Origin of the sequence: Xanthobacter autotrophicus (assembly GCF_005871085.1) — a bacterium.
Classification (GTDB): Bacteria; Pseudomonadota; Alphaproteobacteria; order Rhizobiales; family Xanthobacteraceae; genus Xanthobacter; species Xanthobacter autotrophicus.
Genome location: NZ_VAUP01000022.1, coordinates 280,365 through 304,880 on the forward strand (window position 1 = coordinate 280,365; position 24,516 = coordinate 304,880).

At 68.0% G+C, this 24,516-nt stretch carries 24 protein-coding genes; 14 read left to right on the forward strand and 10 right to left on the reverse strand.

Annotated features, from left to right (window positions below; all coding sequences use genetic code 11):
• Positions 1-3: 3 nt before the first annotated feature.
• Positions 4-825 carry an SDR family NAD(P)-dependent oxidoreductase gene (locus FBQ73_RS10195; protein ID WP_138399370.1) on the reverse strand — a complete coding sequence of 274 codons (822 nt, stop codon included), beginning with the start codon at positions 823-825 and terminating at the stop codon, positions 4-6.
• 200 nt (positions 826-1,025) lie between these two features.
• Entirely contained in the window at positions 1,026-1,757 is a 732-nt protein-coding gene (locus tag FBQ73_RS10200; RefSeq protein ID WP_246089647.1) for a GntR family transcriptional regulator, read from the reverse strand.
• A gap of 310 nt (positions 1,758-2,067) precedes the next feature.
• Between FBQ73_RS10200 and FBQ73_RS10205 the strand changes: the two genes are divergently transcribed.
• Complete coding sequence (locus FBQ73_RS10205) at positions 2,068-4,167, forward strand: c-type cytochrome (RefSeq protein ID WP_138399371.1); 2,100 nt, start codon at positions 2,068-2,070, stop codon at positions 4,165-4,167.
• A 300-nt stretch (positions 4,168-4,467) separates the two neighbouring features.
• Here FBQ73_RS10205 and FBQ73_RS10210 read toward each other — a convergent pair whose 3' ends face one another.
• The 3 genes from FBQ73_RS10210 to dsbD are packed head-to-tail and all read right to left on the reverse strand — an operon-like array spanning position 4,468 to position 7,666.
• Positions 4,468-5,154, reverse strand: coding sequence for a L,D-transpeptidase (locus FBQ73_RS10210; protein ID WP_170218856.1), 687 nt, complete (start codon positions 5,152-5,154; stop codon positions 4,468-4,470).
• Complete coding sequence (locus FBQ73_RS10215) at positions 5,154-5,786, reverse strand: DsbA family protein (RefSeq protein WP_138399373.1); 633 nt, start codon at positions 5,784-5,786, stop codon at positions 5,154-5,156. Before FBQ73_RS10215 ends, FBQ73_RS10210 begins: the two co-directional genes overlap by 1 nt.
• Before the next feature lie 23 nt (positions 5,787-5,809).
• On the reverse strand, positions 5,810-7,666 hold the full coding sequence (gene dsbD, locus FBQ73_RS10220) for a protein-disulfide reductase DsbD (RefSeq protein WP_138399374.1): 1,857 nt from the start codon (positions 7,664-7,666) through the stop codon (positions 5,810-5,812).
• A 76-nt stretch (positions 7,667-7,742) separates the two neighbouring features.
• Here dsbD and FBQ73_RS10225 point away from each other — a divergent pair, with 76 nt between their 5' ends.
• Together FBQ73_RS10225 and FBQ73_RS10230 are read left to right on the forward strand one after the other, a co-directional pair.
• Entirely contained in the window at positions 7,743-8,405 is a 663-nt protein-coding gene (locus tag FBQ73_RS10225; RefSeq protein WP_138399375.1) for a response regulator, read from the forward strand.
• On the forward strand, positions 8,402-9,727 hold the full coding sequence (locus FBQ73_RS10230; protein ID WP_138399376.1) for an ATP-binding protein: 1,326 nt from the start codon (positions 8,402-8,404) through the stop codon (positions 9,725-9,727). Before FBQ73_RS10225 ends, FBQ73_RS10230 begins: the two co-directional genes overlap by 4 nt.
• 16 nt (positions 9,728-9,743) lie before the next feature.
• Here the strand turns inward: FBQ73_RS10230 and FBQ73_RS10235 are convergent, their stop codons facing one another.
• From FBQ73_RS10235 to FBQ73_RS10245, 3 genes are all read right to left on the reverse strand, one after another.
• The gene (locus FBQ73_RS10235; protein WP_138399377.1) at positions 9,744-10,850 is read right to left on the reverse strand and encodes a YeeE/YedE family protein; all 1,107 of its coding nucleotides are present in this window, start codon (positions 10,848-10,850) and stop codon (positions 9,744-9,746) included.
• Positions 10,851-10,927: 77 nt separating this feature from the next.
• On the reverse strand, positions 10,928-11,299 hold the full coding sequence (locus FBQ73_RS10240; RefSeq protein WP_138399378.1) for an ArsR/SmtB family transcription factor: 372 nt from the start codon (positions 11,297-11,299) through the stop codon (positions 10,928-10,930).
• A gap of 31 nt (positions 11,300-11,330) precedes the next feature.
• Positions 11,331-11,702: a thioredoxin family protein gene (locus FBQ73_RS10245; protein ID WP_138399379.1), complete on the reverse strand. Its 372-nt coding sequence runs from the start codon at positions 11,700-11,702 to the stop codon at positions 11,331-11,333.
• Between the two features lie 119 nt (positions 11,703-11,821).
• Here FBQ73_RS10245 and FBQ73_RS10250 point away from each other — a divergent pair, with 119 nt between their 5' ends.
• Positions 11,822-12,544, forward strand: a complete 723-nt coding sequence (locus FBQ73_RS10250) for a cytochrome c biogenesis CcdA family protein (protein ID WP_246089648.1) — start codon at positions 11,822-11,824, stop codon at positions 12,542-12,544.
• A 63-nt stretch (positions 12,545-12,607) separates the two neighbouring features.
• Complete coding sequence (locus FBQ73_RS10255; protein ID WP_138399380.1) at positions 12,608-13,177, forward strand: SoxW family protein; 570 nt, start codon at positions 12,608-12,610, stop codon at positions 13,175-13,177.
• A gap of 98 nt (positions 13,178-13,275) precedes the next feature.
• Here the strand turns inward: FBQ73_RS10255 and soxX are convergent, their stop codons facing one another.
• On the reverse strand, positions 13,276-13,890 hold the full coding sequence (soxX, locus tag FBQ73_RS10260) for a sulfur oxidation c-type cytochrome SoxX (RefSeq protein ID WP_138399381.1): 615 nt from the start codon (positions 13,888-13,890) through the stop codon (positions 13,276-13,278).
• A 13-nt stretch (positions 13,891-13,903) separates the two neighbouring features.
• Positions 13,904-14,734, reverse strand: coding sequence for a sulfur oxidation c-type cytochrome SoxA (soxA, locus tag FBQ73_RS10265; protein ID WP_138399382.1), 831 nt, complete (start codon positions 14,732-14,734; stop codon positions 13,904-13,906).
• Between the two features lie 267 nt (positions 14,735-15,001).
• Between soxA and soxY the strand changes: the two genes are divergently transcribed.
• The 9 genes from soxY to FBQ73_RS10310 all read left to right on the forward strand — a co-directional run bounded on the left by soxY (position 15,002) and on the right by FBQ73_RS10310 (position 24,041).
• Complete coding sequence (soxY, locus tag FBQ73_RS10270; protein ID WP_138399383.1) at positions 15,002-15,475, forward strand: thiosulfate oxidation carrier protein SoxY; 474 nt, start codon at positions 15,002-15,004, stop codon at positions 15,473-15,475.
• Positions 15,476-15,555: 80 nt separating this feature from the next.
• On the forward strand, positions 15,556-15,885 hold the full coding sequence (soxZ, locus tag FBQ73_RS10275; RefSeq protein WP_138399384.1) for a thiosulfate oxidation carrier complex protein SoxZ: 330 nt from the start codon (positions 15,556-15,558) through the stop codon (positions 15,883-15,885).
• Positions 15,886-15,992: 107 nt separating this feature from the next.
• A complete protein-coding gene (soxB, locus tag FBQ73_RS10280; protein WP_138399385.1) occupies positions 15,993-17,687 on the forward strand; it encodes a thiosulfohydrolase SoxB in 1,695 nt (564 codons plus the stop codon).
• A gap of 90 nt (positions 17,688-17,777) precedes the next feature.
• A complete protein-coding gene (soxC, locus tag FBQ73_RS10285; RefSeq protein WP_138399386.1) occupies positions 17,778-19,109 on the forward strand; it encodes a sulfite dehydrogenase in 1,332 nt (443 codons plus the stop codon).
• Positions 19,093-19,866, forward strand: coding sequence for a c-type cytochrome (locus tag FBQ73_RS10290; RefSeq protein WP_138399387.1), 774 nt, complete (start codon positions 19,093-19,095; stop codon positions 19,864-19,866). The genes soxC and FBQ73_RS10290 overlap by 17 nt, the downstream gene beginning before the upstream one ends.
• A gap of 68 nt (positions 19,867-19,934) precedes the next feature.
• Positions 19,935-20,330, forward strand: a complete 396-nt coding sequence (locus FBQ73_RS10295) for a c-type cytochrome (protein WP_138399388.1) — start codon at positions 19,935-19,937, stop codon at positions 20,328-20,330.
• A 98-nt stretch (positions 20,331-20,428) separates the two neighbouring features.
• A complete protein-coding gene (locus FBQ73_RS10300; protein WP_138399389.1) occupies positions 20,429-20,941 on the forward strand; it encodes a DsrE family protein in 513 nt (170 codons plus the stop codon).
• Between the two features lie 4 nt (positions 20,942-20,945).
• Complete coding sequence (locus tag FBQ73_RS10305) at positions 20,946-22,220, forward strand: NAD(P)/FAD-dependent oxidoreductase (protein WP_138399390.1); 1,275 nt, start codon at positions 20,946-20,948, stop codon at positions 22,218-22,220.
• A 129-nt stretch (positions 22,221-22,349) separates the two neighbouring features.
• Entirely contained in the window at positions 22,350-24,041 is a 1,692-nt protein-coding gene (locus FBQ73_RS10310; protein WP_138399391.1) for an FAD-dependent oxidoreductase, read from the forward strand.
• The last annotated feature ends 475 nt before the right edge of the window (positions 24,042-24,516 follow it).

Here is a 24,516-nt window from a genome sequence, read left to right on the forward strand (position 1 = left end):
GGCTCAGCCGGTGGCGCTCGTCAGGCCGCCGTCCACGACAAGCTCCGCTCCGGTCACGTAGCGGCTTTCGTCGGCGGCCAGGAACAGCGCCGCATGGGCCACGTCCCAGCCGTCGCCCATGCGGCCCATGGGCACCTGGGCGTTGCGGGTGGCGACGAACTCCTCGTACCGGCCGGCCGCATACTTGTCGGCGAGGCGCGCCACCAGCGGCGTGTGGATCAGCCCCGGGACGACGCAGTTCAGCCGCACCGCCTTGGGGGCGTAGATGACGGCCGTGGTCCTGGTCATCTGCATCAGCCCGGCCTTCCCGGCGGCATATGCCACCTGCGGCTTGCCCACATAGCGCAGGCCGGCCACGGACGAGATGTTGACGACCGACCCGCCCCCCTGCTCCACCATGAGCGGCAGGACGGATTTCAGCATGAGGTAAGCACTCTTCAGGTTCACGTCGAGCTGCGCGTCCCAGACCTCTTCATCCATGGTGGCCGGGTCGCCGGGCTCCGAGCGGCCGACATTGTTCACCAGCACGTCGATGCGGCCGAACCGATCGAGACAGGCCTGCACCATCGCGGACGTGTCGGTGGAAGAGGTCACGTCGCCAGCGCGCACCGCCATCTCGCCGCCTTCGCCTTCGACGATGCCCCGGGTCTCGTCCGCCGCGTCGAGATTGAGGTCCACGCCGAACACCCGGGCGCCCTGCCGCGCGAACAGCACCGAGATCGCCTTGCCATTGCCCCAGCCAGGCCCGATGGAACCGCAACCGGTGACCAGCACCACCTTGCCATCCAGCCTGAAGGGGGATTTCGTCCCCGGTTCACCGCTCATTACGCGTGCCTTCCCTGCCCTGCCGGACCGGTCGTTCCGCAGCCTTCTGCGGGCTCTTTTCCTGTGTGTTCCCGGCACACCACACGGTATCGAGGAACGCGCCTTCAGCCGCCCCGGACAGGGCGGGCGAGGGCCCTACCGTCACGCGATCCACCATTGGCGTGGGGAACATGGCACAGCATAGCGGCGTCCGCCCCCGGTCACGTGGAGCCGCTGGGCAGGATCGAGGCATAGGCGCGCAGATAGATGTCCTTCGACGCGGGCAGGCGAACACGGCACAGGCGCACCAGGGCCTCACGGTCGCCGGTCCTCAGGCAATCGATGATCTCGTGATGCTGGCGCCGAACCCGCTCGACCTCCACCGGACTGGCCAGCGCAAGGAAGCGGATGCCATTGGCCCGATCCGACGCGGCATCGATGGCATTGATGAGGAAGGCATTGCCGCAACAGGCGAAAAGCTTGTGATGAAAGGCATGATTCGAGCGGTAGATGGCGGCGAAATCGAGCGCGGCCACCGCGGCGTCGTGGGTGACCTGGATGGCCTCGATTTCCTCCAGATACGCCTGCGGCAACGGCAGCGGAATAAGCCGGGCGGCCTCCGTCTCCAGGAGTTCGCGCAGCGCGTAGAGCTGGTTGATTTCCGCGATGGAGTAGCTGCGCACCTGGGCGCCCCGGTTGGGGATCCGCTCCACCAGGCCCATGCGGTCCAGTTCCATCAACGCAAGCCGGATGGTGTGGCGGGTGGCTCCGAAGCGGTCGAGCAACTCCTCCTCGATGAGGCGCTCCCGCGGATGCAACCGGCCAAGAACGATATCTTCCTCGAGGGCCCGCACGATGGCTTCGAGGGACGCCGCCTCCCGGGCCTGCCCTCCCTTTTTGTCCGTCTTTTTAATGGCTGCAGGCATGTCGCACTCCGCCTTGGTGTCGAGCACCACGCCATCCGTGTCTCTCATACCGTTGCGCACTGTGGCAATATTCGCGGGACAAATTTATCGATAATTTTATTGATAATATCGGGTGGTGCGCCGCAGATCCGGCTGCCCCTGCCGCCATGGCACTGGGCAGGGCTTGCGGATTTCCACAGTTGCGGTGCGTCAATGCCATGTCTTGGCACTCGGGTAGGTTTGCCCCGCGGGACGACCAGAACGGCAGCAAGAAGGACGCTGGAAGATGCGGAGGCGCAGTCTTCCAGATGCGTTCGCGCGCGCTCCAAAGGCTGCCAGTTAGACAGGAGGTCGTTCGATGAACGACGAGAGTTCGATCCGGCGCAGGCCGAGATTGAGGCGGCTGGCGGCGGTCGCCGCAGGTGTCGCGGTGGCGGGAGCGGCCGTGTTCTGGTGGGTGGTCACCCCACCGCGCATGGATGATGCCGGCCGCACGCTGCCGCAGGTCGCGGCGCCGGAGCTGCTCGCCCAGGGCAAATACATCGCCGAGTTGGGTGACTGCATCGCCTGCCACACCAAGGCGGACGGCCACCCCATGGCCGGTGGACGCGGGCTGGAGACGCCGTTCGGCATGCTCTATTCCACCAACATCACCCCCGATCCGAAGACCGGCATCGGCCGCTACAGCTTCGGCGCGTTCGACCGCGCCATGCGCAAGGGCGTGACCGCCGACGGCACCCACATGTATCCGGCCATGCCGTATCCGTCCTACGCCAGGATGACGCCGGACGACATGTATGCGCTCTACGTCTACTTGATGAAGGGCGTGGCGCCGGTGGACAGCCCGAACAAGCCCTCGGAGATCGGCTTTCCGTTCAACCAGCGCTGGACGCTCGCCTTCTGGAACGAGATGTTCCTCGAGACCCATCCCTTCGTCGCCGATGCGGGCAAGGGCGACAAGGGCGAGCTGTGGAATCGCGGCGCCTATCTGGTGCAGGGCCTCGGCCATTGCGGCGCCTGCCACACGCCGCGCGGCATCGGCTTTCAGGAACGCGCCATGTCGGAGAAGGGCGGCAGCGGCGACCAGTTCCTGTCCGGCTCCAAGGTGGAGGATTGGAACGCAGTCAACCTGCGCGGCCTCGGCGAAGTCGCGGACACGGTGGAACTGCTGAAGACCGGTCAGAACCGTTTCGGCACTGTCTCGGGCTCCATGACCGAGGTGATCCACAACTCCACCCAGAACTTCACCGACGGCGACCTCCTCGCCATCGCCACCTATCTCCATGACCTGCCGTCCGATCAGCCGCGCCCCGCGCGTCCTGCGACGCCGGACACGGGCGTTCCCGCCGCCATGTTCACCACCCGTGGCGGGCTCGCCTATGCCCAGTTCTGCGCCGACTGCCACCGCCTGAACGGCGAGGGCGTCGCCAAGGTGTTCCCCCCGCTGGCGGGCAATCCGACCGTCGCGGCCAAGGACCCATCCACCCTCGTCCACATCACCCTGACCGGCTGGGCGACGGCGCAGACCCAGGCCCATGACCGCGTCTTCACCATGCCCGGCTTCGCCCGGCTCGGGGATGCCGAGATCGCCGACATCCTCTCCTTCGTCCGCGCGAGCTGGGGCGGTGGCGGAGCGCCGGTCACCGCCGCCGAGGTGAAGGCCGCCCGCGCCACCCTCGACCCCAAGGTGGACACCCGCCCCTTCGAGACGCCGCGCATCGCCGACGTGCTGGAGCAGCCGAACGCCACCCAGCTGGTGCGTGGCATGCGGCTCAATACCGAGACGCACACCCTGTTGCCGAAGAATGTGGGCAATGTGCTGAACTGCTCCAGCTGCCACCTCAACGCCGGTACGGTTGCGGACGGTTCTCCCTATGTGGGCGTTTCCGCCTTCTTCCCGAGCTATGCGCCGCGGGCCGGGCGGGAGATCACCCTGGAAGACCGGATCAACGGCTGCTTCCTGCGCTCGATGAACGGCAAGCCGCTGGCCAAGGACGGCGACGACATGAAGGCCATGGTCGCCTATTTCGACTGGATGAAGCGGGAGACGAAGCCCGAGGACAAGGTGGAGGGCCGCGGCGTCGGCAAGGTCAGCCAGCAGATCAAGCCGGACACGGAGAACGGGGCCAAGGTCTATGCCGCGCAGTGCGCTGTGTGCCACGGGGCCAATGGCGAAGGGATCAAGGACGCCAAGGGCGCGTTCGTCTATCCGCCGCTGTGGGGGGACCAATCCTTCAACATCGGCGCCGGCATGGCGCGCACCTATACCGCCGCCGCCTTCGTGAAGCGGAACATGCCCATCGGCTTCCACGGCGGCTTCCCGCTGGGCCAGGGCGGCCTGACCGACCAGGAGGCGGTGGACGTGGCCGAATACTTCAGCCACATGCCCCGGCCCGACTTCGCCGGCAAAGTCAACGACTGGCCCAAGGACAAGAAGCCGGCCGACGCCCGCTACTGACCGCCTGAAGCAACGAACGCCCGGACCGTGCAGGGTCCGGGCGTTCGCGCATTTCCCCCCGTCGCGGGACGATTGACGGCAGGGAAAGGGTATTGGCTCGCGATGACTTCGCCCGCGCGGTGCGCGGGTGGTTTTGCTTGGCCAACGCTCAGGCGCCGCGCGGGCTGGCTTGCGTGGGCTTCGCTCAGGCGCCGCGCGGGCTGACTTGCGTGGGCTTCGCTCAGGCGCCGCGCGGGCTGACTTGGGCTGTCTGGCCTGGGCTGTCTTGCGCGGGCTTCGCTCGGCTGGCCGCCTCCCCCGTCAGCCGGACAGCACCACCACCTTCGCGCCGTCGGGCACGCGGCGGTAAATGTCGATCACGTCCTGGTTCATCATGCGGATGCAGCCGGACGACACCGCCTCGCCGATGGTCCACGGCTCGTTGGTGCCGTGAATGCGGTAAAGCGTGTCCTTGCCATTCTTGAACAGGTAGAGCGCGCGGGCGCCGAGCGGGTTGGTCTCGCCACCGGCCATGCCGCCGGCCCATTGCCTGTAGCGGCAGGGCTCCCGGGCGATCATGGCGTCCGTGGGACGCCAGCTCGGCCATTCGCGCTTGTAGCCGACATTGGCCGTGCCGGAGAATTCGAGCCCCTCGCGGCCGACGCCCACCCCATAGCGCAGCGCCCTGCCATTCTCCTGCACGAGATAGAGGAAGCGGTTCTTGGGATCGACCACCAGCGTGCCCGGCTCCTGACCAGTGGGATCCTTGACCAGCTGGCGCACGTTGCGGACCTTGATATCGTCCGGATCAACGCCGGGAATGCTGTAGCCGCCGTCGGTCAGGGCGCCATAGCGCGCGGCATCGGAGGGCGCGACACCGGGCGCCTTCACCGGAACCTCCTCCTTCGTGGTCACGCAGGCGCCAAGCGCCAGCGGCAGGACGAGGCTGGAGAACAGCGCGCGCCGGGAAAGGGGCCGGGAAGCGGCAGGAAAATCCACGTGCCGCATCATTCCCCCGCGGCCTGACGACGGCGGGCCTCGGCTACGGCGCGCCTGAAGCTCGCATAGTCGAGGGTGGAGGCGAGCAGCGGGCCGACCAGGTAGGTCGGCGTGCCCTTCAGCCCAAGGGATTCGGCCTGGGCGTTGTTACGCTTGAGCAGGGCGGCGATATCGGTGATGTGGGCCTTGAGGTCGGCCATCAGCCGATCGAGATCGACCCCCGAGGCCGCCACGGCCTCCAGCATCCGCTTCTCGTCGATGCGGCGGCCGGGAATGCCCATCAGGGCGTCGTGGACCGTCTCGTATCGGCCCTGGTACTGCGCCGCGAGCGCAAGCTGCGCGCCGTAGACCGAGGCCTCCGTCAGCACGGGCCAGTCCTTGTAGACCAGGCGGATGTGGCCATCCTCCTTCACCACGCGGCTCAGGTCCGGCGCGGATTTCTTGCAGTAGGGGCAGTTGTAGTCGAGGAAGGCGACGATGGTGACGTCGCCGTCCGCATCGCCGAAGGTGGGGGCATCGGGATCGCGGAGAATGGCGTTCACGTCCACGCCGTCGGCCCGCGCCGCTCTGGCGCGCCCCAGCCCCACGACCGGCGGCAGGAGGGTGAGCGCGGCGATGCGGATGAAGTCCCTGCGTCGCATGTGGCGTCCTTTGCGTTGAGAATTCAGAGGCCCGCCGCGACGGCGAGACGTTCGAGATCGGCGGCGCCGAGCGCCCCCACGTGGCGCGCCCCGGGCAGTTCCCGGCCTCCGGCGTCGAGCAGGACCAGGGTGGGCGGGCCGATCACGTCGTACCGGCCCATGAGTGCGCGCGCGCCGTCGCCATAGTCGGTCACGTCCACGACGATGCGGTTGAGCCCGGCGAGGCGCGCCTCCACCGCCGGCTCTGCCATTACCGCCTCGTTGGACTTGCACACGGTGCACCACGCGGCGGTGAAGGCGACGAGCGTGGGGCGGCGGCCGTCCCGCGCCGCCGCGAGCGCGCCTTCGAAAGCGGCGGGCGAGGAGATGTGCGCCTGCCTGGCCTCCACGGCGGAAGGCCCGGCCTGCGACGCGAGGAAGCCGAGCGGCCGGAACGGATCGCTCGCCCCGCCGGCGGCGCCGACGATCAGCAGCAGCCCGCACGCCACGGCGCCGAGGCCCGTGGTCTTGCCAAGGCGGCGGCCGGCGCCACTCTCGGCGGAGAGGGCATCGAGGCCGCCGGCGAATACGCCGAGGCCGATGGCGAAGAGACCATAGAGGGCAAGGCCCGCTGGCTCTGGCAGCACCCGTGCCGCCAGCCAGGCGGCAACGCCAAGGAACAGCACGCCGCAGGCCTGCTTCACCCGGACGAGCCAGGGTCCGGATCGGGGCAGAATCTGCGCTCCGAACGTGCCGACCACCACCAGCGGCGCCGCCATGCCGAGGCCCAGCATGAACAGCGCAGCGGCACCGCGTGCGGCGTCGCCGGTCTGGGCCGCGTAGAGCATGGCGGCGGCGAGCGGCGGCGTCACGCACGGCCCCACCACCAGCGCCGAGGCGAAGCCGAGCCCTGCCGCGCCCGCCACCGAGCCCTGGCCGCGCACCGGCATCCGTGTCGCCAGGGCGGACGGAAGGGCAATATCGAACAGGCCGAGCATGGCGCCCGCCAGCACGGCGAACAGGGCGGCCATCAGCCCGACCGCCCATGACGTCTGGAGCGCCGCCTGAAGGTTCGCGCCGGTCCAGGCCGCGCCCATGCCGAGCACGCCGAAGGCCGCGGCCATGGCGAGGCCATAGGCGCCGGAAAGGGCGAGGCCGCGCCCCGGCGTGGGCCTGCATCCGCTGCCGGCGAGGATGCCGGAGAGGATCGGCAGCATGGGGAAGACGCAGGGCGTGAAGGCGAGCAGCAGGCCGAGACCGAAGAAGGCCGCGAGCAGAGGCACGAGCCGGCCGCTGAACAGCGCGTCCATCGCGACCACGGGCGCGGCTGGCGGCACAGGCGCGGAGTTCGGCACGGACCCACGCTCGGCCACAGGCGCGGCGATCCCCCGGGATGCCGTCCCCGGCCCGATCTCTGGTCCCTGCGCCGTCGGCTCGGCCGCGGCCTCCGGCGGCGGACGAACGGCGGCGATGGCCAGCGTGGCCAGATCCACCCGGCGCGTCACGACGGGATAGCAGATGCCCTGCTCGGCGCAGCCCTGGAAGGAGAGATCCAGCGCGCCCGTTGCCGGCTGGCCGGAAGCGCGCACCCCGACGGACTGATGGTAGATCTCCACCGGCCCGAAATTGGGATCGTCCTTCTCTTCACCGGGCGGCAGCGAGAGGGGCACGGCAACGCCGTCCATCCGAGCCTTCAGGCTCTCGCGGTAAAGGTAGGTGCCCGGCGCGATCCGCCAGGTAAGTGACAATGTTCCATCCGTCTCCCGTGCCGCCGAGACGCGGAAGGCCTCGTCGGCCGTGAGGATGCGGCCCTCGACCGCCACGGACGTTCCGCCGGCGAGCACCGGCAGGATCAGGGCCAGCGCGACAAGCGCGCGGCGGGGAAACGGTATCGCGACCATGACCGGCTCCCTCGGACGCCCACCTTAAGGGGGCCTTAAGCTCGGGCTAGAAGAGAGGGCGGAGGAGAACGGACCCATGCGCATACTGGTCGTCGAGGACGATCCGATCCTGATGGACGGGCTCAAGGTGGGCCTCGGCCTGGCTGGGGCGACAGTGGACGATGTGGCCACCTGCGCCGACGCGCGCGCCGCCCTCGCGGCCGGCCGGTTCGATGCGGTGGTGCTCGACGTGATGCTGCCCGACGGCTCAGGCCTCGATGTGCTCGCCACCCTGCGCGCCCGTGGCGATGCGACTCCCGTCCTGCTGCTGACCGCCCTCGACGAGCCGCCTGACCGGGTGCGCGGCCTCGACGGCGGCGCAGACGACTATCTGGGCAAGCCGTTCGACCTCGACGAACTGGCCGCCCGGGTGCGCGCCATCGCCCGCCGTGGTCATGGGCGAGCCGGGCCGCTGCTCCGGGCGGGCGCGCTGGTGCTTGATCCCGCCACCCTCTCCGCGACGCTGGACGGACAGGCCATCGCCCTGTCGCGGCGGGAATTCGCCGTGCTCTCCGCGCTCATGGAACGTCCCGGCGTGATCCGCTCGAGGATGGAGATCGAGGAGCGCCTCTACGGCTGGCAAGAAGAAGTGGAGAGCAACGCGGTGGAAGTCCACATCCACAACCTGCGCGCCAAGGTCGGCCGGGAGGCCATCGAAACGGTGCGCGGCCTCGGCTATCGCGTCAGGGGACCGGCATGAGCTCCCTCAAGCGCCGGCTGTTCCTCATCCTGCTCGCGGCGACCGGCGCCATCTGGCTGTGCGCCACCGGCTGGATCTATGTCTCCAGCCGCAGCGAGCTGGAGCATGTGCTCGATACCCGCCTCCAGGAGGCGGCGCGCATGGTCCATTCGCTGGTCGCCGGCGGCAACATCGCCGCCGCGGCTCAGGCCGCGACCCTGCCCGAGGCGGCATACGAGCGTCAGCTCTCCTGCCAGATCTGGTCGCTCGACGGGCGGCTCGTGGCCAAGTCGGGCGGCGCGCCGGACGAGGCGCTGGCCGGCCCGGCCGAAGGCTTTTCCGAGCGCGTCGTGAATGGCGAGCCGTGGCGCGTCTATACCATTCTCGACCCCGGGAAGGGCGTGCGCGTGATGGTGGGCGACCGCATCGGGCTGCGCGACCGGCTGGTCCGCGATCTGGTGGCGGGGCTGCTCGCGCCGGTGGTGCTCATCGTGCCGCTGCTCGGACTGCTGATCTGGATCAGCCTCGGCCGGGGGCTGAAGCCGTTGCACGCGGTGGCGAGCGACATCGCCACCCGCGATGGCGAGGATATGCGCCCGGTGGCGCCCGCCGAGGCACCCGCCGAGATCCGGCCGCTGCTCGAGGCCATCAACGGCCTGTTCGCGAAGGTGGAGGCCGCGCGGCGGCAGGAGCGCGACGTGACCGCCTTCGCGGCGCACGAGTTGCGCACGCCCCTCGCCGGCCTCAAGACGCAGGCCCAGATCGCGCTGGCAGCGCACGACGCGCCGACCCGGGAGGGCGCGCTGCGGCAGATCCTCATCTCCGTGGACCGCACGACCCGCCTGGTGCGGCAGCTGCTGGCGCTCGCCAAGCTCGAGGGCACGCCCTCCCCGCCCGCCGACACCGCGGGCGAGACCGATGCCGGGGCGCTGCTGCGCGACATCGTGCGGCAGACCGCCCGGCCCGGCGCAACGCAGGTGGTACTCGAGGACGCGCTTGACGCCCTGAAGCTGAAGGGCGACCGCGAGGCACTGCACCTGCTGCTCCGGAACCTGCACGAGAATGCAGTGGAACACATGGCCGGCGGCGGCACGATCGCCTGGCGCCCCTGCGCCGGAGGCCTCTGCGTGGAGGACGAGGGGCCGGGCATCCCCGAGGAGGAACTGCCGCTGGTGACGCGCCGCTTCTACCGGGGACGCAGCCGGAGCGGTTCGGGCAGCGGCCTCGGCCTGACCATCGCCACCATGGCGGCCGCCCGCGCCGGAGCCAGGCTCACGCTGGAAAACCGCGGTGATCGCCATGGGCTGCGGGCAACGGTCGTGTGGTTGCGCGGCGCCGCCTAGGAGCAGCCCCGAAGCCTCAGGGCTTGTTGTGGAAACCGAAGCGTCCCACCACGGTCTGTCGCACGAAGCCGCTCAGCGAGCCCTCCATCAGCAGCGCGATGCCGAGCCGCGCGCCAAGCGCCATTCCGGCCACCGCCAGCGGCCAGGACAAAGCGAACAGCGAGCCGGCCGTGAGGCCCTGCCCGATGGTGCAGCCGCCGCACAGGATGCCGCCCGCGCCCATGAGCACCGCGCCGAGCAGGTGGCGCTTCATCTCGCGCGGGTCGTCGAAGGCTTCCCAGCGGAACTCATCGGCGTGGCGTGCGGCGGCGAAGGCGCCGAGGGCCACCCCAAGGACGCTGCCGGCGCCGAATTCCGCCAGGCTCGACGCTTCGAACAGCACGCCGAACAGCGCGCGCGCCACCGGCGACACGAAGGTGAGGCTCTGCGGCGCGGTGGGATGGGCAAACTCGTCCACCAGCCACGTGGTGGCGAGCCAGCCGGCGACCACCCCCAGGCCCAGCAGCACGCCTGCCGTCATCAGCCGGCCGGCGCGGCGAAGCCTGCGGTCGGCCAGGGCCGGTGTCACCAGACCCACGCAGGCGCAGGCCGTGAGGATGCCCCTGAAATCGTGACCCGTGACCCGCCCCATGATGGACGGCAGATCCGTCTGGGTTCCCACCGGCAACTGCAGGGCGAAGCGCTCCAGCCCGTCCACACGGATGCCGGCGAAGATCCCCCGCAGGGTGGCGTAGGCCACGGCCCCGAAGACCAGCAGCACGACCAGGCTGCGCAGGTCGCCCGAGCCGAGGCGCACCAGCGAGCCGAAGGCGCAGGTGCCCACCAGCGCCATGCCCAGGCCGAACAGGAGGCCACCCGTCAGGATGCCGAGCCAGGGCAAGGCGCTCGTCACATAATTGGTGCGGTCCGGGGCGAGGATGCCGACGAGGGTCAACGCCTGCGTGCCGAGCATCGCGAGGCCGAGGGCGAGGCCGAACACCTTCATGCGTCGCCAGTCATGGCCCACCATGGCGTCCTCCATGGCGCCGAAGGTGCATAGGCGGGCGCGGAATACGGCGAAGCCGACCACCCCGCCCACGGCGAGCCCCGCGAGCGCGGTCCACCACGGGCTTGAAACATCCATGCGCGCCTTCCTCCCTGAGATGGCCGGAGCGAGACTTGTCGAGCGTCCCGTCGCCGGCCCGGCGCATTTACTTTAGGTCACTCTCCGCTTGAACGCGGGTCTCCGCAATACATGTCGTAGATGACCGAGATCACGCGGCGCACGTCGTCATTGGCCAGGCTGTAATAGATGGTCTTGCCGTCCCGCCGGGTAGTGACGAGATCGTCCAGGCGCAGGCGGGCGAGCTGTTGGGAGACGGTGGGCTGGCGGAGCGAGAGGATGTTCTCCAGCTCCGTCACGGAGCGCTCGCCCTCGGCCAGCAGGCACAGAAGCAGAAGGCGGTTCTCGTGAGAGAGCGCCTTCAGGAAGTCGCTCGCCTTGCGGGCATTGCGCATGAGGCGGTCGAGCTCGGGTGAGATCTCGGGCCCCTCCCGAAGCTCGTCCTCAAGTCTCCTGGAAACGATTGACATGTGCCAGCCTTCTCTTCCCCGCGGCGCAGCCTCACGGCCGGCCGCCCGCCATCCCGTCCGTCATCGCGCCCAGCAGCCCCCAGAACGCTTCGTCGGAAGCATAGCCGGTAATGCGCCCGACTTCGCGCCCCTCGTCCACGAGCACGAAAGTGGGCGCGAAGCGCACCGGCGACGCGAGAACCACGCCGCCGGGCGCACCCCGCGAAAGATCGACGCGCTTGAGCGGCGCGCGGCGGCCTTCCTCGGTCTTCTCGTAGATCGGCGCCACGTCGCGATCGAACTTCAGGCAATAGGTGCAGCCCTTGCGCTCGAACATCAGGAGTTCCCGCGCCGCCGCGCCAGGCGCGAGCGCCGGCATGGCCAGCAGACCGGCCGCGAGCACCAGACGAGCGGAAAAGCGCATGAATTCACAATCCAGACGTGGTTTTCACGAGACATATTATCGCATTCGCATATATCGTAGGCAAGGACCAATCCGCGCACCCCGAACCGACGCGGAGCTTGATCGGGAGGAGCAGCGCTGTGGATATCAGCCTCGCGGGGGCGTTCCTTGCCGGCCTGCTTTCGTTCGCCTCGCCCTGCGTGCTGCCGCTGGTGCCGGCCTATATCGGCTTCCTCGCCGGAACGGCGGCGGACGGCGGCGAGGGGGTGGCGCCCGCGCGTCGCCGGGTGCTCGTTTCGGCCGTCCTGTTCGTGCTCGGCTTCGCTTCCGTCTTCGTGCTGCTTGGGGCAACGGCATCATCTCTCGGGCAGGTGCTGATTCAGCATATCGAGATCCTGACCCTGCTTTCCGGTGGGCTGCTGGTGCTGTTCGGGCTGCATCTGACCGGGCTCGTCCGCATCTCCCTCCTGTACCGTCAGGCGCGGCTCGAGCCGATGACGCGGCCCGCCGGTCTGATCGGCCCCTATCTGATGGGGCTGGCCTTCGGCTTCGGCTGGTCACCCTGCGTCGGGCCGGTTCTGGCGGCGATCCTGATCGTGGCGGGGGCGGAGGCCTCGGTGGGCAAGGGCATGCTTCTGCTGGCCCTCTACGCCGCCGGCATCGGCATTCCATTCTTGATCGCGGCGGCGTTCACCGAGCGGTTTCTCGCCTGGACACGCGCGGCGCGCCGGCGGCTCGACCTCGTCGAGAAGCTCGCCGGCGGCCTGCTCATTCTCACTGGCATCGCCTTCATGACGGGGTTCATGCCGCAGATCGCGCAATGGCTGCTCGATGCCGCTCCCGGCCTCGGCGCCATCGGCTAACGCGCGATCCGACCGGATCGACCCATCTGGTCGGCGCGCACTTCAGGACAAGGGAGGACCTCCATGGCCGACACCACCCCGCTCAGCCGCCGGCGCCTCTTCCAGGCTTCCGCCGGACTTGCAGCAGCGCTCGTCCCGACCGGCGCGGCCGCCAAGGCGCGCCTCGGCGACGACGGCCTCTATACGGAAGACTGGTACGTCGACAGCTTCCTCGACCTGCCCGAGGATTTCTCCGCCGCCCGCGCGCGGGGCCGCAGCTTCGCCATCCAGTGGAGCCAGCGCGGGTGCATCTATTGCAAGGAGCTGCACACGGTCTATTTCGCCGATCCCGCCATCGAGGCGCCCATCAGGGACGCGTTCGACATCGTGCACCTGGACCTGTTCGGCGCGCGGGAGGTGACGTTTCTCGACGGCGCCCGATTCACCGAGAAGGCGCTCGGCCAGCGCGAGCGCATCCGCGCCACGCCGACCTTCCAGTTCTTCGCCGAGGTGGAGGGACGGCCGCGGGAAGTCGCGCGCATGCCGGGGCTGCTGCCGCGCCGGGAATTCTCCGCCATGTTCCGCTACGTGGCCGAGGGCGCCTATGGCACCGCGCCCTTCGATGCGTGGCTCAGCCGGCAGGGCAAGGGATAAAAGGGTGGTCAAAGGGGCGGCTGAAGAGGTGGCTGAGGCGATCGCTGAAGCGGTGGCGGCAGGAGGACAGGGGCGCCGGAGCGCCCCTGTCGCGCGTCTCATTTGGCCGGCTTGTTCACCGGCGATTGCGGGTCGAACAGATAGGCCACCACGTCCTTCATCTGCTGCTCGCTCAAGACGCCATTGTGCCCGAAACGGGGCATGGAGGAGCAGGCGAACACCGCCTGCGCATTGTAGACCTTCGCATAGGCCGCCTTTGCATCCACGTCGGAGAATTTCCGCTCCGCGCCATAGTTGACGAGGCTCGGGCCGAGGGTGCCGTAGCTGACCTCCTTGGGGTCCATCTGGTGGCATGCGTAGCAATTGCCGCCGCTGACCGTTCCGGGCGGATCGGAAAACTGGCCGCCGCGGCCGTTCTGCGCCACCTCGGCGCCCTTCTTCCAGTCCCCCAGGACGCTGCCCTGCGGGTATTTCACGGTCCTGGCCTCACGGGCCATGATGGCCTCCGCCGCCGTGGCGGAGGGTTGATTGCGGGTGACCGAGCAGATCTCCATGGTCTCGTCGGGAACGAGCCGCGCGGCCCACCCGTCCGGAAGCTTGGTGAAGCTTTCCTGAACCACCTTGTCCACCACCGCCGGCGGAGCGGCGGGAATCTGCTGGGCGAGGGCCACCTGCGGAAGGAGGAACGCCGCGGCGATGATGACTGTCTTCATGGCTGTTCCTCCCTCACCGCTTGATGGACGGCACGTTGAGCTCGCCGCCGGCCGCCTGCGCCTGCAGGAAGACGGTGAGCGCCGTGACGACTTCCGAGGCATAATCGGGGGCCGGCATGCGCATCTGGCGATAACAGTCCCACAGCCGGTGCTGCATGGTGCGCAGCGCGCTCTGGGAGACGCGATAGGTGGGCCAGGAGGCCATGGTGAGCTGGGCGTCCTTGCCGGGCTTGTCGAGCTGCGGCAGGCCCTGCAGGCGGATGCGCTTGCCGGGTTCGCCGTGACAGGTGGAGCAGGAGAAGTCATTGATGGACGAGCGCCGGAAGAACAGCGCCTCGCCGATGGCATAGGCTTCCTTTTCCTTCGGATGGGCGAGCGGAATGTCGATCTTCATGCCGTTCGACTTGTTGGCGATGAAGGCGACAAGGTCCTCCATGTCCGAGCCGCGGCCGGGACCGGAGAAGGGCTTGGCCATGATCGGCTTGATGTCGAAGCCCTGAATCTTGTCCATGCACCACAGCAGGCGCTGCTCAAGATCCATGACCTTGCCGGCATCGGCGAAGTAGCGCGGCAGCGCGGCATAGGCCCCTTCAAGCTTGCCGGGCCCTTGACCGAGGTCGCACGTTTCCAGGGAGACGTTCCGGGTGCCGCGCGGCTCGGCCCAGAGCGCCTCGCCGCGATCGACAGCCAGATAGCCGGGATTGGCCATGGGGTCGTTGATCATGGCGCGATAGCGCTCGATCTCCTTCTCGCTCGCGTCCTCCTGCGCGGATGCGCTGACGATGGGAGCAAGCGCCAGAGCAAGGGCGCACAGGCATGTGAATAATGTGGCTTTGGGTCGCATTTATCCTCCCCACGACGACGTCCCGCGGCTCCAGGCCTTCTGTGAAACCCTTGAGGAGCGGCGATCCACCCTCGATCTTCCCGTCCCTCATAGATGGGAGCGATCGTGGATAGGAGATACTTTACATTCAAAAAATTCGATATCACAATATGTGAAATTGATCCCGGGCAGCGCTCATGATGAGGCGTGTTGACCCGCGCGATTAGCCAAAAATAACAAGCACCTGCGGTCAGGCGTCCAAGCGCCAGCCGCGCCAGGAGGAAATATATGCCGCTTCATCTCGACGCCACCCTTGTCCCCACACGCCGCCGTGCCCTGAAGCTCGCCGGCCTCGCCACGCTCGCGGCCGTCCTGGCCCCGCGCATGGCGCTCGCCACCGAGGCCCAAGTGGCGGACGAAATCAAAAAGCTCTTCTCGGGCAAGGCCATGGGCGAGGGCAAGATCAAGCTCGACCTGCCGGAGATCGCCGAGAACGGGCTGGTCGTGCCGATCAACCTCGACGTGGAAAGCCCCATGACCGAGGCGGATTTCGTGAAGTCGGTCCATGTCTTCGCCGATGGCAATCCGCTGCCCCAGGTGCTGACCTATCGCTTCACCCCCGAGAGCGGGAAGGCTTCCGCCTCCGCCCGCATGCGGCTTGCGCAGACGCAGAACGTCATCGCCGTGGCCGAGATGTCCAATGGCCAGCTTTATTCCGCCAAGGCCCAGGTGAAGGTCACCATCGGCGGCTGCGGCGGCTGACGGACCAAAGACGAATCACAGCACAAGAACAGAACAGGCGAACGCCACAGGCATCGCCGCAAAGAAACCGGAGGAAACCCATGGCCATCAAGTCCCAGCCGCGCGTGCGCGTGCCCGCCCAGGCCAAGGCGGGCGAGATCATCGAGATCAAGACTCTCATTTCCCACGAGATGGAGAGCGGCCAGCGCAAGGATGCCGCGGGCAAGACCGTGCCGCGCGACATCATCAACACCTTCCAGGCCGCCTTCAACGGCAAGCCCTTCTTCACCGCGGAATGGTTTCCGTCGATCTCGGCGAATCCCTACCAGTCCTTCTTCTTCAGGGCGAAGGAAAGCGGCGAGTTCACCTTCACCTGGAAGGATGATGCCGGCGCCGAGCAGAAGGCCAGCGCGAAACTCACGGTCGCCTGACGGCCGGGCTTTCAACGTCGTTCTCCATGAGGATCGAGGCAGATGTGCTGCCGGACCGCCGACCGGTCCGGCAAACGGCCTCGCCATGACTTGAGAAAGCGGTCAACATGATCTCGAGGCGCGATTTTCTGTCCGCGGGAACGGCGCTCGCCGGCCTGCTCGCCGCGTCCGGAACCGGGCTGGCCCAGGCCGTCGGCGGGCAGTCGCTGACCCAGGCCGACCTGCTGAAGTTCGGCAAATCCGGCACATTCACCCTTCTGCACGTCACCGACATCCACGCCCAGCTGGTTCCGCTCTACTTCCGCGAGCCGTCGACGAATCTCGGCGTGGGCGACGCGCGGGGCGTGCCGCCCCACCTCACCGACGTCGCCTTCCTGAACTACTTCGGGCTGAAGCCCGGCACGCGTGACGCCTATTCCCTCACGTCCGAGGATTTCACCCAGCTTGCCCGCACCTACGGGCGCATGGGCGGCGTGGACCGTATCGCCGCCCTGGTGAAGGCCATCCGTGCCGAGCGTGGGGCCGACAAGGTGCTGCTGCTCGACGGGGGTGACGGGCTCCAGGGCTCCTGGTCCTCGCTGAAGACGCAGGGCGAGGACATGGTGAAGGTCTTCACCGCCCTCGGCCTGGATGCCATGGTCGGCCACTGGGAGTTCACCTACGGCGCCGACCGGGTGACCGAGATCAAGGAGAAGGCGCCCTTCGCCTTCCTCGCCCAGAACGTGCGCTCCACCGAATGGCAGGAGCCGGTGTTCGACGCCGCCAAGACGTTCGAGAAAGGCGGGGCGAAGATCGCGGTGATCGGCCAGGCCTTCCCCCGCACCCCCATCGCCAACCCGCGCTGGATGATCCCGGATTGGGAATTCGGCATCCGCGAGGAGGAGATGCAGAAGCAGGTGGACGCCGCGCGCGCCGGCGGGGCGGATGCCGTGGTGGTGCTGTCCCACAACGGCTTCGATGTGGACCGCAAGATGGCCTCCCGCGTGTCGGGCATCGACGTCATCCTCACCGCCCATACCCATGATGCCATGCCGCGCGTGGTGGAGGTGGGCAAGACCCTGCTGGTGGCCACCGGATCCCACGGCAAGTTCCTGTCCCGCCTCGACCTCGACGTGAAGGACAGGAAAGTCACCGGATATCGCTTCCAGCTCATTCCGGTGTTCTCGGACGTGATCGCGCCGGACCCGGACATGGCGAAGCTTGTCGCCGACATCCGGGCGCCCTATGCCAAGGATCTCGCCCGCGAGCTCGGCCGCGCCGACAGCCTTCTCTATCGCCGCGGCAACTTCAACGGCACGTTCGACGACATGATCTGCGATGCGATCATGAAGGAGCGGGACGCGGAGATTGCCCTCTCCCCCGGCTTCCGCTGGGGCGGCACGCTGCTGCCGGGCGATCCCATCACCTTCGATGCTGTCGCCAACGCCACCGCCATCACCTATCCCGCCTGCTACCGCACCACCATGACCGGCAAGCAGCTGAAGGAGGTGCTGGAAGACGTGGCCGACAACATCTTCCACCCCGACCCCTACTTCCAGGGCGGGGGCGACATGGTGCGCGTCGGCGGCGTGGGCTACGCCATCGATGTGTCCCAGGGTGCGGGACAGCGCATATCCGACCTCACCTTGCTGAAGACCGGCAAGCCGCTGGAGGCCGACAAGACCTATACGGTCGCCGGCTGGGCCTCCATCGCCCAGAATGTGGAGGGGCCGCCGGTCTGGGAACTGGTGGAACGCTACGTGACCGATGCGAAGACCGTGAAAATCGCCCCCAACGCCTCGGTGAAGGTGACCGGGGCGTGAGGCCGGCAAGGCGTCCGAGGCCAGGGCACGGGCCGCATTCCAACGTATATATTCAAATATGCGAATAAAAGAATATTTAGGGAGGACGCCATGTCCGACACCAGTCTGCCCCCGGTGGAGCGCGCACCCGGCGCGAAGCCGTCGCTGTCGAAGCCGTCGCTGTCCAGGCGGAGATTCCTCAACCTCGCCGGTGTGGGGGCTGGCGCCGCCGTCGCCGTGGGGGGACGGTCCGCCCTCGCCGCCCCGGCTGCCGGCGCACCCGACCCCAATATCGTGCCCGTGCCCGACTGGACGAGGACCCTCGGCGCGCCAGTGAACGAAAACCCTTACGGCAAGCCATCCGTCTTCGAGAAGGATGTGGTGCGCCGGGAGGTGACCTGGCTCACCGCCAGTTCCCAGAGCTCGGTCAGCTTCACCCCGCTCTACGCCCTCGACAGCGTCATCACCCCCAACGGCCTGTGCTTCGTGCGCCATCATGGCGGCCAGGCGGAGATCGAGCCGGACAAGTACCGGCTGATGATCCACGGCATGGTGGACAAGCCCCTCGTCTTCACGCTGGAAGACATCAAGCGCATGCCGGGCCGGGTGAACCGCGCCTATTTCCTCGAATGCGCGGCCAATTCGGGCATGGAATGGCGTGGCGCGCAGCTGAACGGCTGCCAGTTCACCCACGGCATGATCCACAACCTGTTCTACACCGGCGTGCCGCTGAAGACGCTGCTCGACATGGCAGGCGTCAATCCCAAGGGCAAATGGGTGCTTGCCGAGGGCGCGGACGCGGCGGTGATGACGCGTTCCATTCCGCTTGAGAAGGCCATGAAGGACTGCCTCGTCGCCTTCGCCATGAACGGCGAGGCGTTGCGGCCCGAGCAGGGTTATCCGGTGCGGCTCGTGGTGCCGGGCTGGGAAGGCAACATGTGGGTCAAGTGGCTGCGCCGCCTCAAGGTGGGCGACCAGCCGTGGCAACAGCGCGAGGAGACCTCGAAATACACCGACCTCCTCGCCGACGGCCGCTCACGCCGCTTCACCTTCGTGATGGATGCGAAATCCGTGGTGACGAGCCCGAGCCCGCAGGCGCCGCTGAAGCAAAAGGGACCGAACGTCCTGTCCGGCATCGCCTGGTCGGGACGCGGCACCATCACCCGGGTGGATATGTCGCTGGACGGCGGCCGCAACTGGACTACCGCGCGCCTCGACGGACCGGCCATGCCCATGTCCATGACGCGCTTCTATCTCGACTTCGACTGGGCCGGGCAGGAGCTGATGGTGCAATCGCGCGCCATGGATGACACCGGCTACGTCCAGCCCACCAAGCAGGAGCTGCGCGCCGTCCGCGGGACCAATTCCATCTATCACAACAACGGCATCCAGACCTGGCTGGTGCGCGCCAACGGGGAGACGGAAAATGTGGAAGTCGGCTGAGAAGATCCTCGCCGCCGCCGTTCTCGCCGGAGCCCTGGCCGCGACCGGCATTGCCGTGGCCGACCCCCAGCCGGCGGCCAAGGCAGCCGCGACCAAAGGCGAGAAGGACAAGGCCCGGCAGGCGGTGAACGTGCTGACACCGGCCGGGGCGAGCGCGCCAGCCGGCAAGACGCCCATCGCCCTCGGCCGCCCCGCGCTGCCAGAGGAGATCGCCGCCTGGAACATCGACGTGCGCGCCGATGGCGAGGGCCTGCCCCCGGGCAAGGGCTCGGTGAAGGAGGGCGAGGAGTTGTTCCTCCAGAACTGCGCCACCTGTCACGGCGAGTTCGGCGAAGGCGCGGGACGTTGGCCGGTGCTCGCCGGCGGGCGCGGCACGCTGAAATCCGAGCGGCCGGAGAAGACCATCGGCTCCTTCTGGCCCTATGCGTCCACGGTCTATGACTACGTCCATCGCGCCATGCCATTCGGCAGCAACATGACGCTGTCTGCTGACCAGACCTATGCCATCGTCGCCTATTTGCTGAACCTCAATGATCTTGTTCCCGAAAACTACGTGCTCTCCAAGGAGAACTTCTCCAAGGTCGACCTGCCCAACGAGGCAAATTTCTTCGACGATGATCGCGAGACCTCAGAAAAGGCCTTCTGGAAAACAAATCCCTGCATGAAGGAGTGCAGCGGGGAGGTCCATGTCACCGCCCGCGCCCAGATCCTCAACGTGACCCCCGACGGTGATCCGCCCAAGGGCGACCTGGAGTGAGGGAAGGTGTCCCGGCAGATCCGTCCGGGACACCACACAGCCAACACCCAACGGAAAGGACGCGGAACGTGCGAAGCACCATTTTGATCGCCCTCCTGCTTGCTGCCGCCGCTGCCCCGGCGCGCGCAGACCCGGACATCGCCAAGGGCGAAACGGCCTTCAAGAAATGCATGGCCTGCCACGCCGTCGGCCCCGATGCGAAGGTGAAGGTCGGCCCGCCGCTGAACGGCATCGTCGGCGCCAAGTGGGCGCACTTCGAGGGCTATGCCTATTCCGCCGACATCAAGGACGGCGCCGCCGCCGGCAAGGTTTGGGACGAGGCGACCCTCGACACCTACCTGACCAACCCCAAGACCCTCGCACCGAAGGGCAAGATGGCCTTCGCCGGCATCAAGAGCGAGGACGAGCGCCGCGACCTCATCGCCTTCCTCGCCCAGTTCAACACCGACGGCTCGAAGAAGTAGCGCCGCCCCTGCCGGTCCACGCCATTGCGGCGGGCCTCCGGCAGATGGCACATTCGCACATACACGGCGCGCCAGACGCCGGATGACGGGAGGACACCATGCCCCATTTTGACCGCCGGGCCTTCCTCGGAACCATGGCGCTGGCCGGCGCGGCCGCCGTGCCGGTGGCGGCGCAGGCCGCGGGCGCCATCGACGCCAAGAACATCGTGAAGGAGGCGGACAACGCCTGCCTTTATCACTGTGACTATGGCGACCAGAACCGCTTCGCCCAGACCCTGAACAACATCTCCAACCACTATGCCGCCTATGGCGCCGACCCGTTCGCGATTCAGCTGGCGCTGGTCGCCCACGCCGGCGGCGTGAAGTTCTTCCTGGATTCTCTTTCCGGCACCCAGTGGGAGAAGGAGACGCTGGACCCGACGTTCACCGAGAAGGTGGACGCGCTCTCGAAGAACGGGCTCAAGATCTACCTGTGCTCCCTCACCTTCGAGCGCAACAAGATCGACAAGGAGAAGGCGCGCAAGGAGCCATACATCGTGTTCGTCCCCTCCGGCGTCGCCACCGTGGGCATGATGCAGAACAACGGGTTCGCCTACCTCAAGGTCGGCTGAAAGCATGTCTCCCGCCGGTTCCATCTCGCGGCGGGCCCTGCTGGGCGGGTCGGCGCTCGCGGCCGGAATGCTGCGGGCGCCCCGCGTCCTGGCGCAGGCGCGTCCGCGCGTCGTCGTCGTGGGCGGCGGCGCCGGCGGAGCGAGCGCGGCCCGCGCCCTCATCCGCGCCGGCACGGTGGAGGTCACCTTGGTGGAGCCGGAACCGCGCTATGTGGCGGTGTTCCATTCCAACCTCTGGCTCGGCGGCTTCATCACCGTCGACGCGTTGACCTTCGGCTATGAGGGCCTCGCGCGAGCGGGCGTGCGCATCATCCCCCAGGCCGCGGCGGCCATCGACCGCGAACGGCGTGAGGTGAGGCTCGCCGACGGCGACCGCATCCCCTATGACCGCCTCGTCCTCTCGCCCGGCATCGATCTTGAGTATGACAGCGTGCTCGGCTGGAGCCACGCCGCCGAGACGGTGATGCCGCATGCCTGGAAGGGGGGCCGGCAACTACGCATCCTCAAGGACCGGCTTGATCAGGTGCCCGACGGCGGGCTCATCGTCATCGTCGCGCCGCCCAATCCGTTCCGCTGCCCGCCGGCGCCCTATGAGCGCGCCTCCATGATGGCGCACCGGCTGAAATCCACCGGGCGCGGCGACGCGCGCATCATCATCGTGGATCCCAAACCCAAATTCTCCATGCAGGGCCTCTTCCAGGAGGGCTGGGAGGCACATTATCCGGGCATGGTGGAATGGATGGCGCCGGACATCTCCGAGGGCCTCGTCTCGGTGGACCCGGCGACCGGGACCGTCGTCACCGGCTTCGAGACCTATCGCGACGCCGCGCTGGTCAACATCATCCCGGCCCAGAAGGCGGGCGCCATCGCGCGGACGGCAGGCCTCGCCGATGCTTCGGGCTGGTGTCCGGTGGAGCCCGCCTCCATGGCCTCGCTCCTGGATCCCGCCATCTTCGTGATCGGCGACGCGGCCATCGCCGGCGATATGCCCAAGTCCGCCTTCGCGGCCGGCAGCCAGGCCCAGGTGGCGGCGCGCGCCGTGCTGGCCGGACTGTTCCACGGCGCCGAGACCCCGGCCGCCTACGCCAGCACCTGCTGGAGCCTCATCGCCGCCGATGACGCGGTGAAGGTCAGCGGGCTCTACCGGCCGGTGGAGGGGCGCATCCGCGAGATCGAAGGCGCGGTCTCCCGGGCCGCCGAGCCACCCGCGCTGCGGCGGCGGCAGCAACAGGAGAACGCGGACTGGTACCGCGGCATGGTGGCTGACATGTTCGGCTGAGCGGAGGCGCCATCTGCTAAACATTAAATTATTTGAAATTAAATTTTATGAATGTATTTTGCCCTGTGTCGCAAGCAGGCCTGCGGTAGCGACGCCTGCGGTCACTGCGACGAGCAGGGAATTGGAAACATGAAGGTTGTGATCGTCGGCGGCGTCGCGGGTGGCGCCTCATGCGCGGCGCGCCTGCGCCGTCTGGATGAGCAGGCGCAGATCGTCATGGTCGAGCGCGGACCCTACGTCTCCTATGCCAATTGCGGGCTGCCCTACCATGTCTCGGGCGTGATCGAGCAGGAATCCGCGCTGCTGGTGGCCAGCCCGCAGCTGTTTCGCACCAACTTCAACATCGATGTGCGGACCGGGTGCGAGGCCATCGCCATCTCCCGCGCGGACAAGACCGTCGCCCTGCGCGACGTGGCCACCGGCGACGTCGTTCACGAGCCCTACGACAAGCTGGTGCTCGCCCCCGGCGCCGCCTCCGTGCGTCCGCGCCTTCCCGGCGTCGACCTCCCCGGCATCTTCGAGGTGCGTACCGTGCCGGATGCGCGCGCCATTCGGGCATGGCTCAACCGCGAGACCGGGGCGCTGGCCGGCATGTACAGCTATTCCGGCACCCAGTTCGTCAAGCCGGAGCGCCGCGCCGTCGTGATCGGCGGCGGCTTCATCGGTCTGGAAATGGCGGAAAACCTCGCCCATGCGGGTCTGGACGTGACCCTGCTGGAGATGCAGGACCAGGTGCTGGCTCCGCTCGACCCGGAGATGGCGCGCCTGGTGGAGGAACATCTGGGGCGGCACGGCGTGCGGCTGGTGCTCGCCGACGGCGTGGCCGCCTTCCGCGCGGTGGCAGGGGAAAGCCTGGAGGTCGATACCATTTCGGGCAGGACCTTTCCCGCAGACATCGCCATCCTGGCGCTGGGGGTCCGGCCGGACACGACCCTCGCCCGCGCCGCTGGCCTCGCCGTCGGCCCACGGGGCGGCATCAAGGTGGACGACAGCATGCACACGTCGGACCCCCATATCCTGGCCGTGGGCGATGCGGTGGAGGTGGCGGATTACGTGACGGGGGAGGCGAGCCTCGTGGCCCTTGCCGGACCGGCCAACCGGCAGGGCCGCATCGCCGCCGATGTGATCGCTGGCCGTCCGTCCCGATTCCGGGGCAGCCAGGGCACGTCCATCATCGGTCTGTTCGGCGCTGCCGCCGCCTGGACCGGCGTGAGCGAGAAAACGCTGCAGCGGCGCGGCGACACGGATTACGAGAAAATCTACCTCTTCCCCAACTCCCGCGCCGGTTACTATCCCGGAGCGAAGATGCTCGGGATGAAGGTGCTGTTCCGCCGCTCCGATGGTCGGCTGCTGGGGGTGCAGGCCTTCGGCGAGGATGGCCCGGCGGTGGACAAGCGCATCAGCACGCTCGCCATGGCCCTGCAGATGGGCGCAACGGTCTATGACCTGGAGGAGGCCGAGCTGTGTTACGCGCCGCAATTCGGCAGCGCGAAGGACCCGGTGAACTTCGCCGGCATGGTGGCCGCCGACGTGCTGCGCGGCGACATGCCCCTCACCCATTGGGGCGTTGAGGACGGCGCCTTCCTCCTGGACGTGCGCCAGCCCGTTGAACTGACGGTCGAGCATGTACAAGGCGCCGTGAACATTCCCCTGGGCGAGTTGCGCCAGCGTCTCGGGGAACTCCCCCGTGACCGCGACATCCATGTGATCTGCCGCTCCGCCCAGCGCGCGTATTACGCGACGCGCATTCTGATCCAGAACGGCTTCCGCGCCCGAAACATCTCCGGAGGCATGCTGTCGCGCGCGCTTTCGACCGGATGACCGCCTCGCCGCCCGGCGCAGCGTGATCCAACTCCGGGATGGGCGGCCTGAAGGCGCGAACCCCCCGGGCCCGGGGGCCGGGCTGTCCATTCTCCGAGGTGTACAGCCCGCCGACAGTGCAATGCTCGTGGCAATCCGCCGGATGTCCTTCGTCCCCCAAATGAGGGATGCAGAGCGGACAAATTCTGCTTTCATTGAAAAGCAGTAAGTCATTTGGCGGGGCCGGAATTGGCATTACCTGTCCGGACAGTTGCACGGGCCCTCGTTTCCCAATGGGCACCGGCTTCGCCCAATCCCAACCCTGGCCGCTCATCGGCTTGCTCCAAAGATGCCCGAGCTGGCCCTTACGTATGGACGGCGGCACGCCTGCGGCCCACAGTAGTGGCCTTATTCCACGTTTCGGCGCGACGCGAAGGGGGCGGCGGTGCCAAGAGGACGGGGTACAGATAGCGCCCTTCTGATTGAGGAGCGGGCT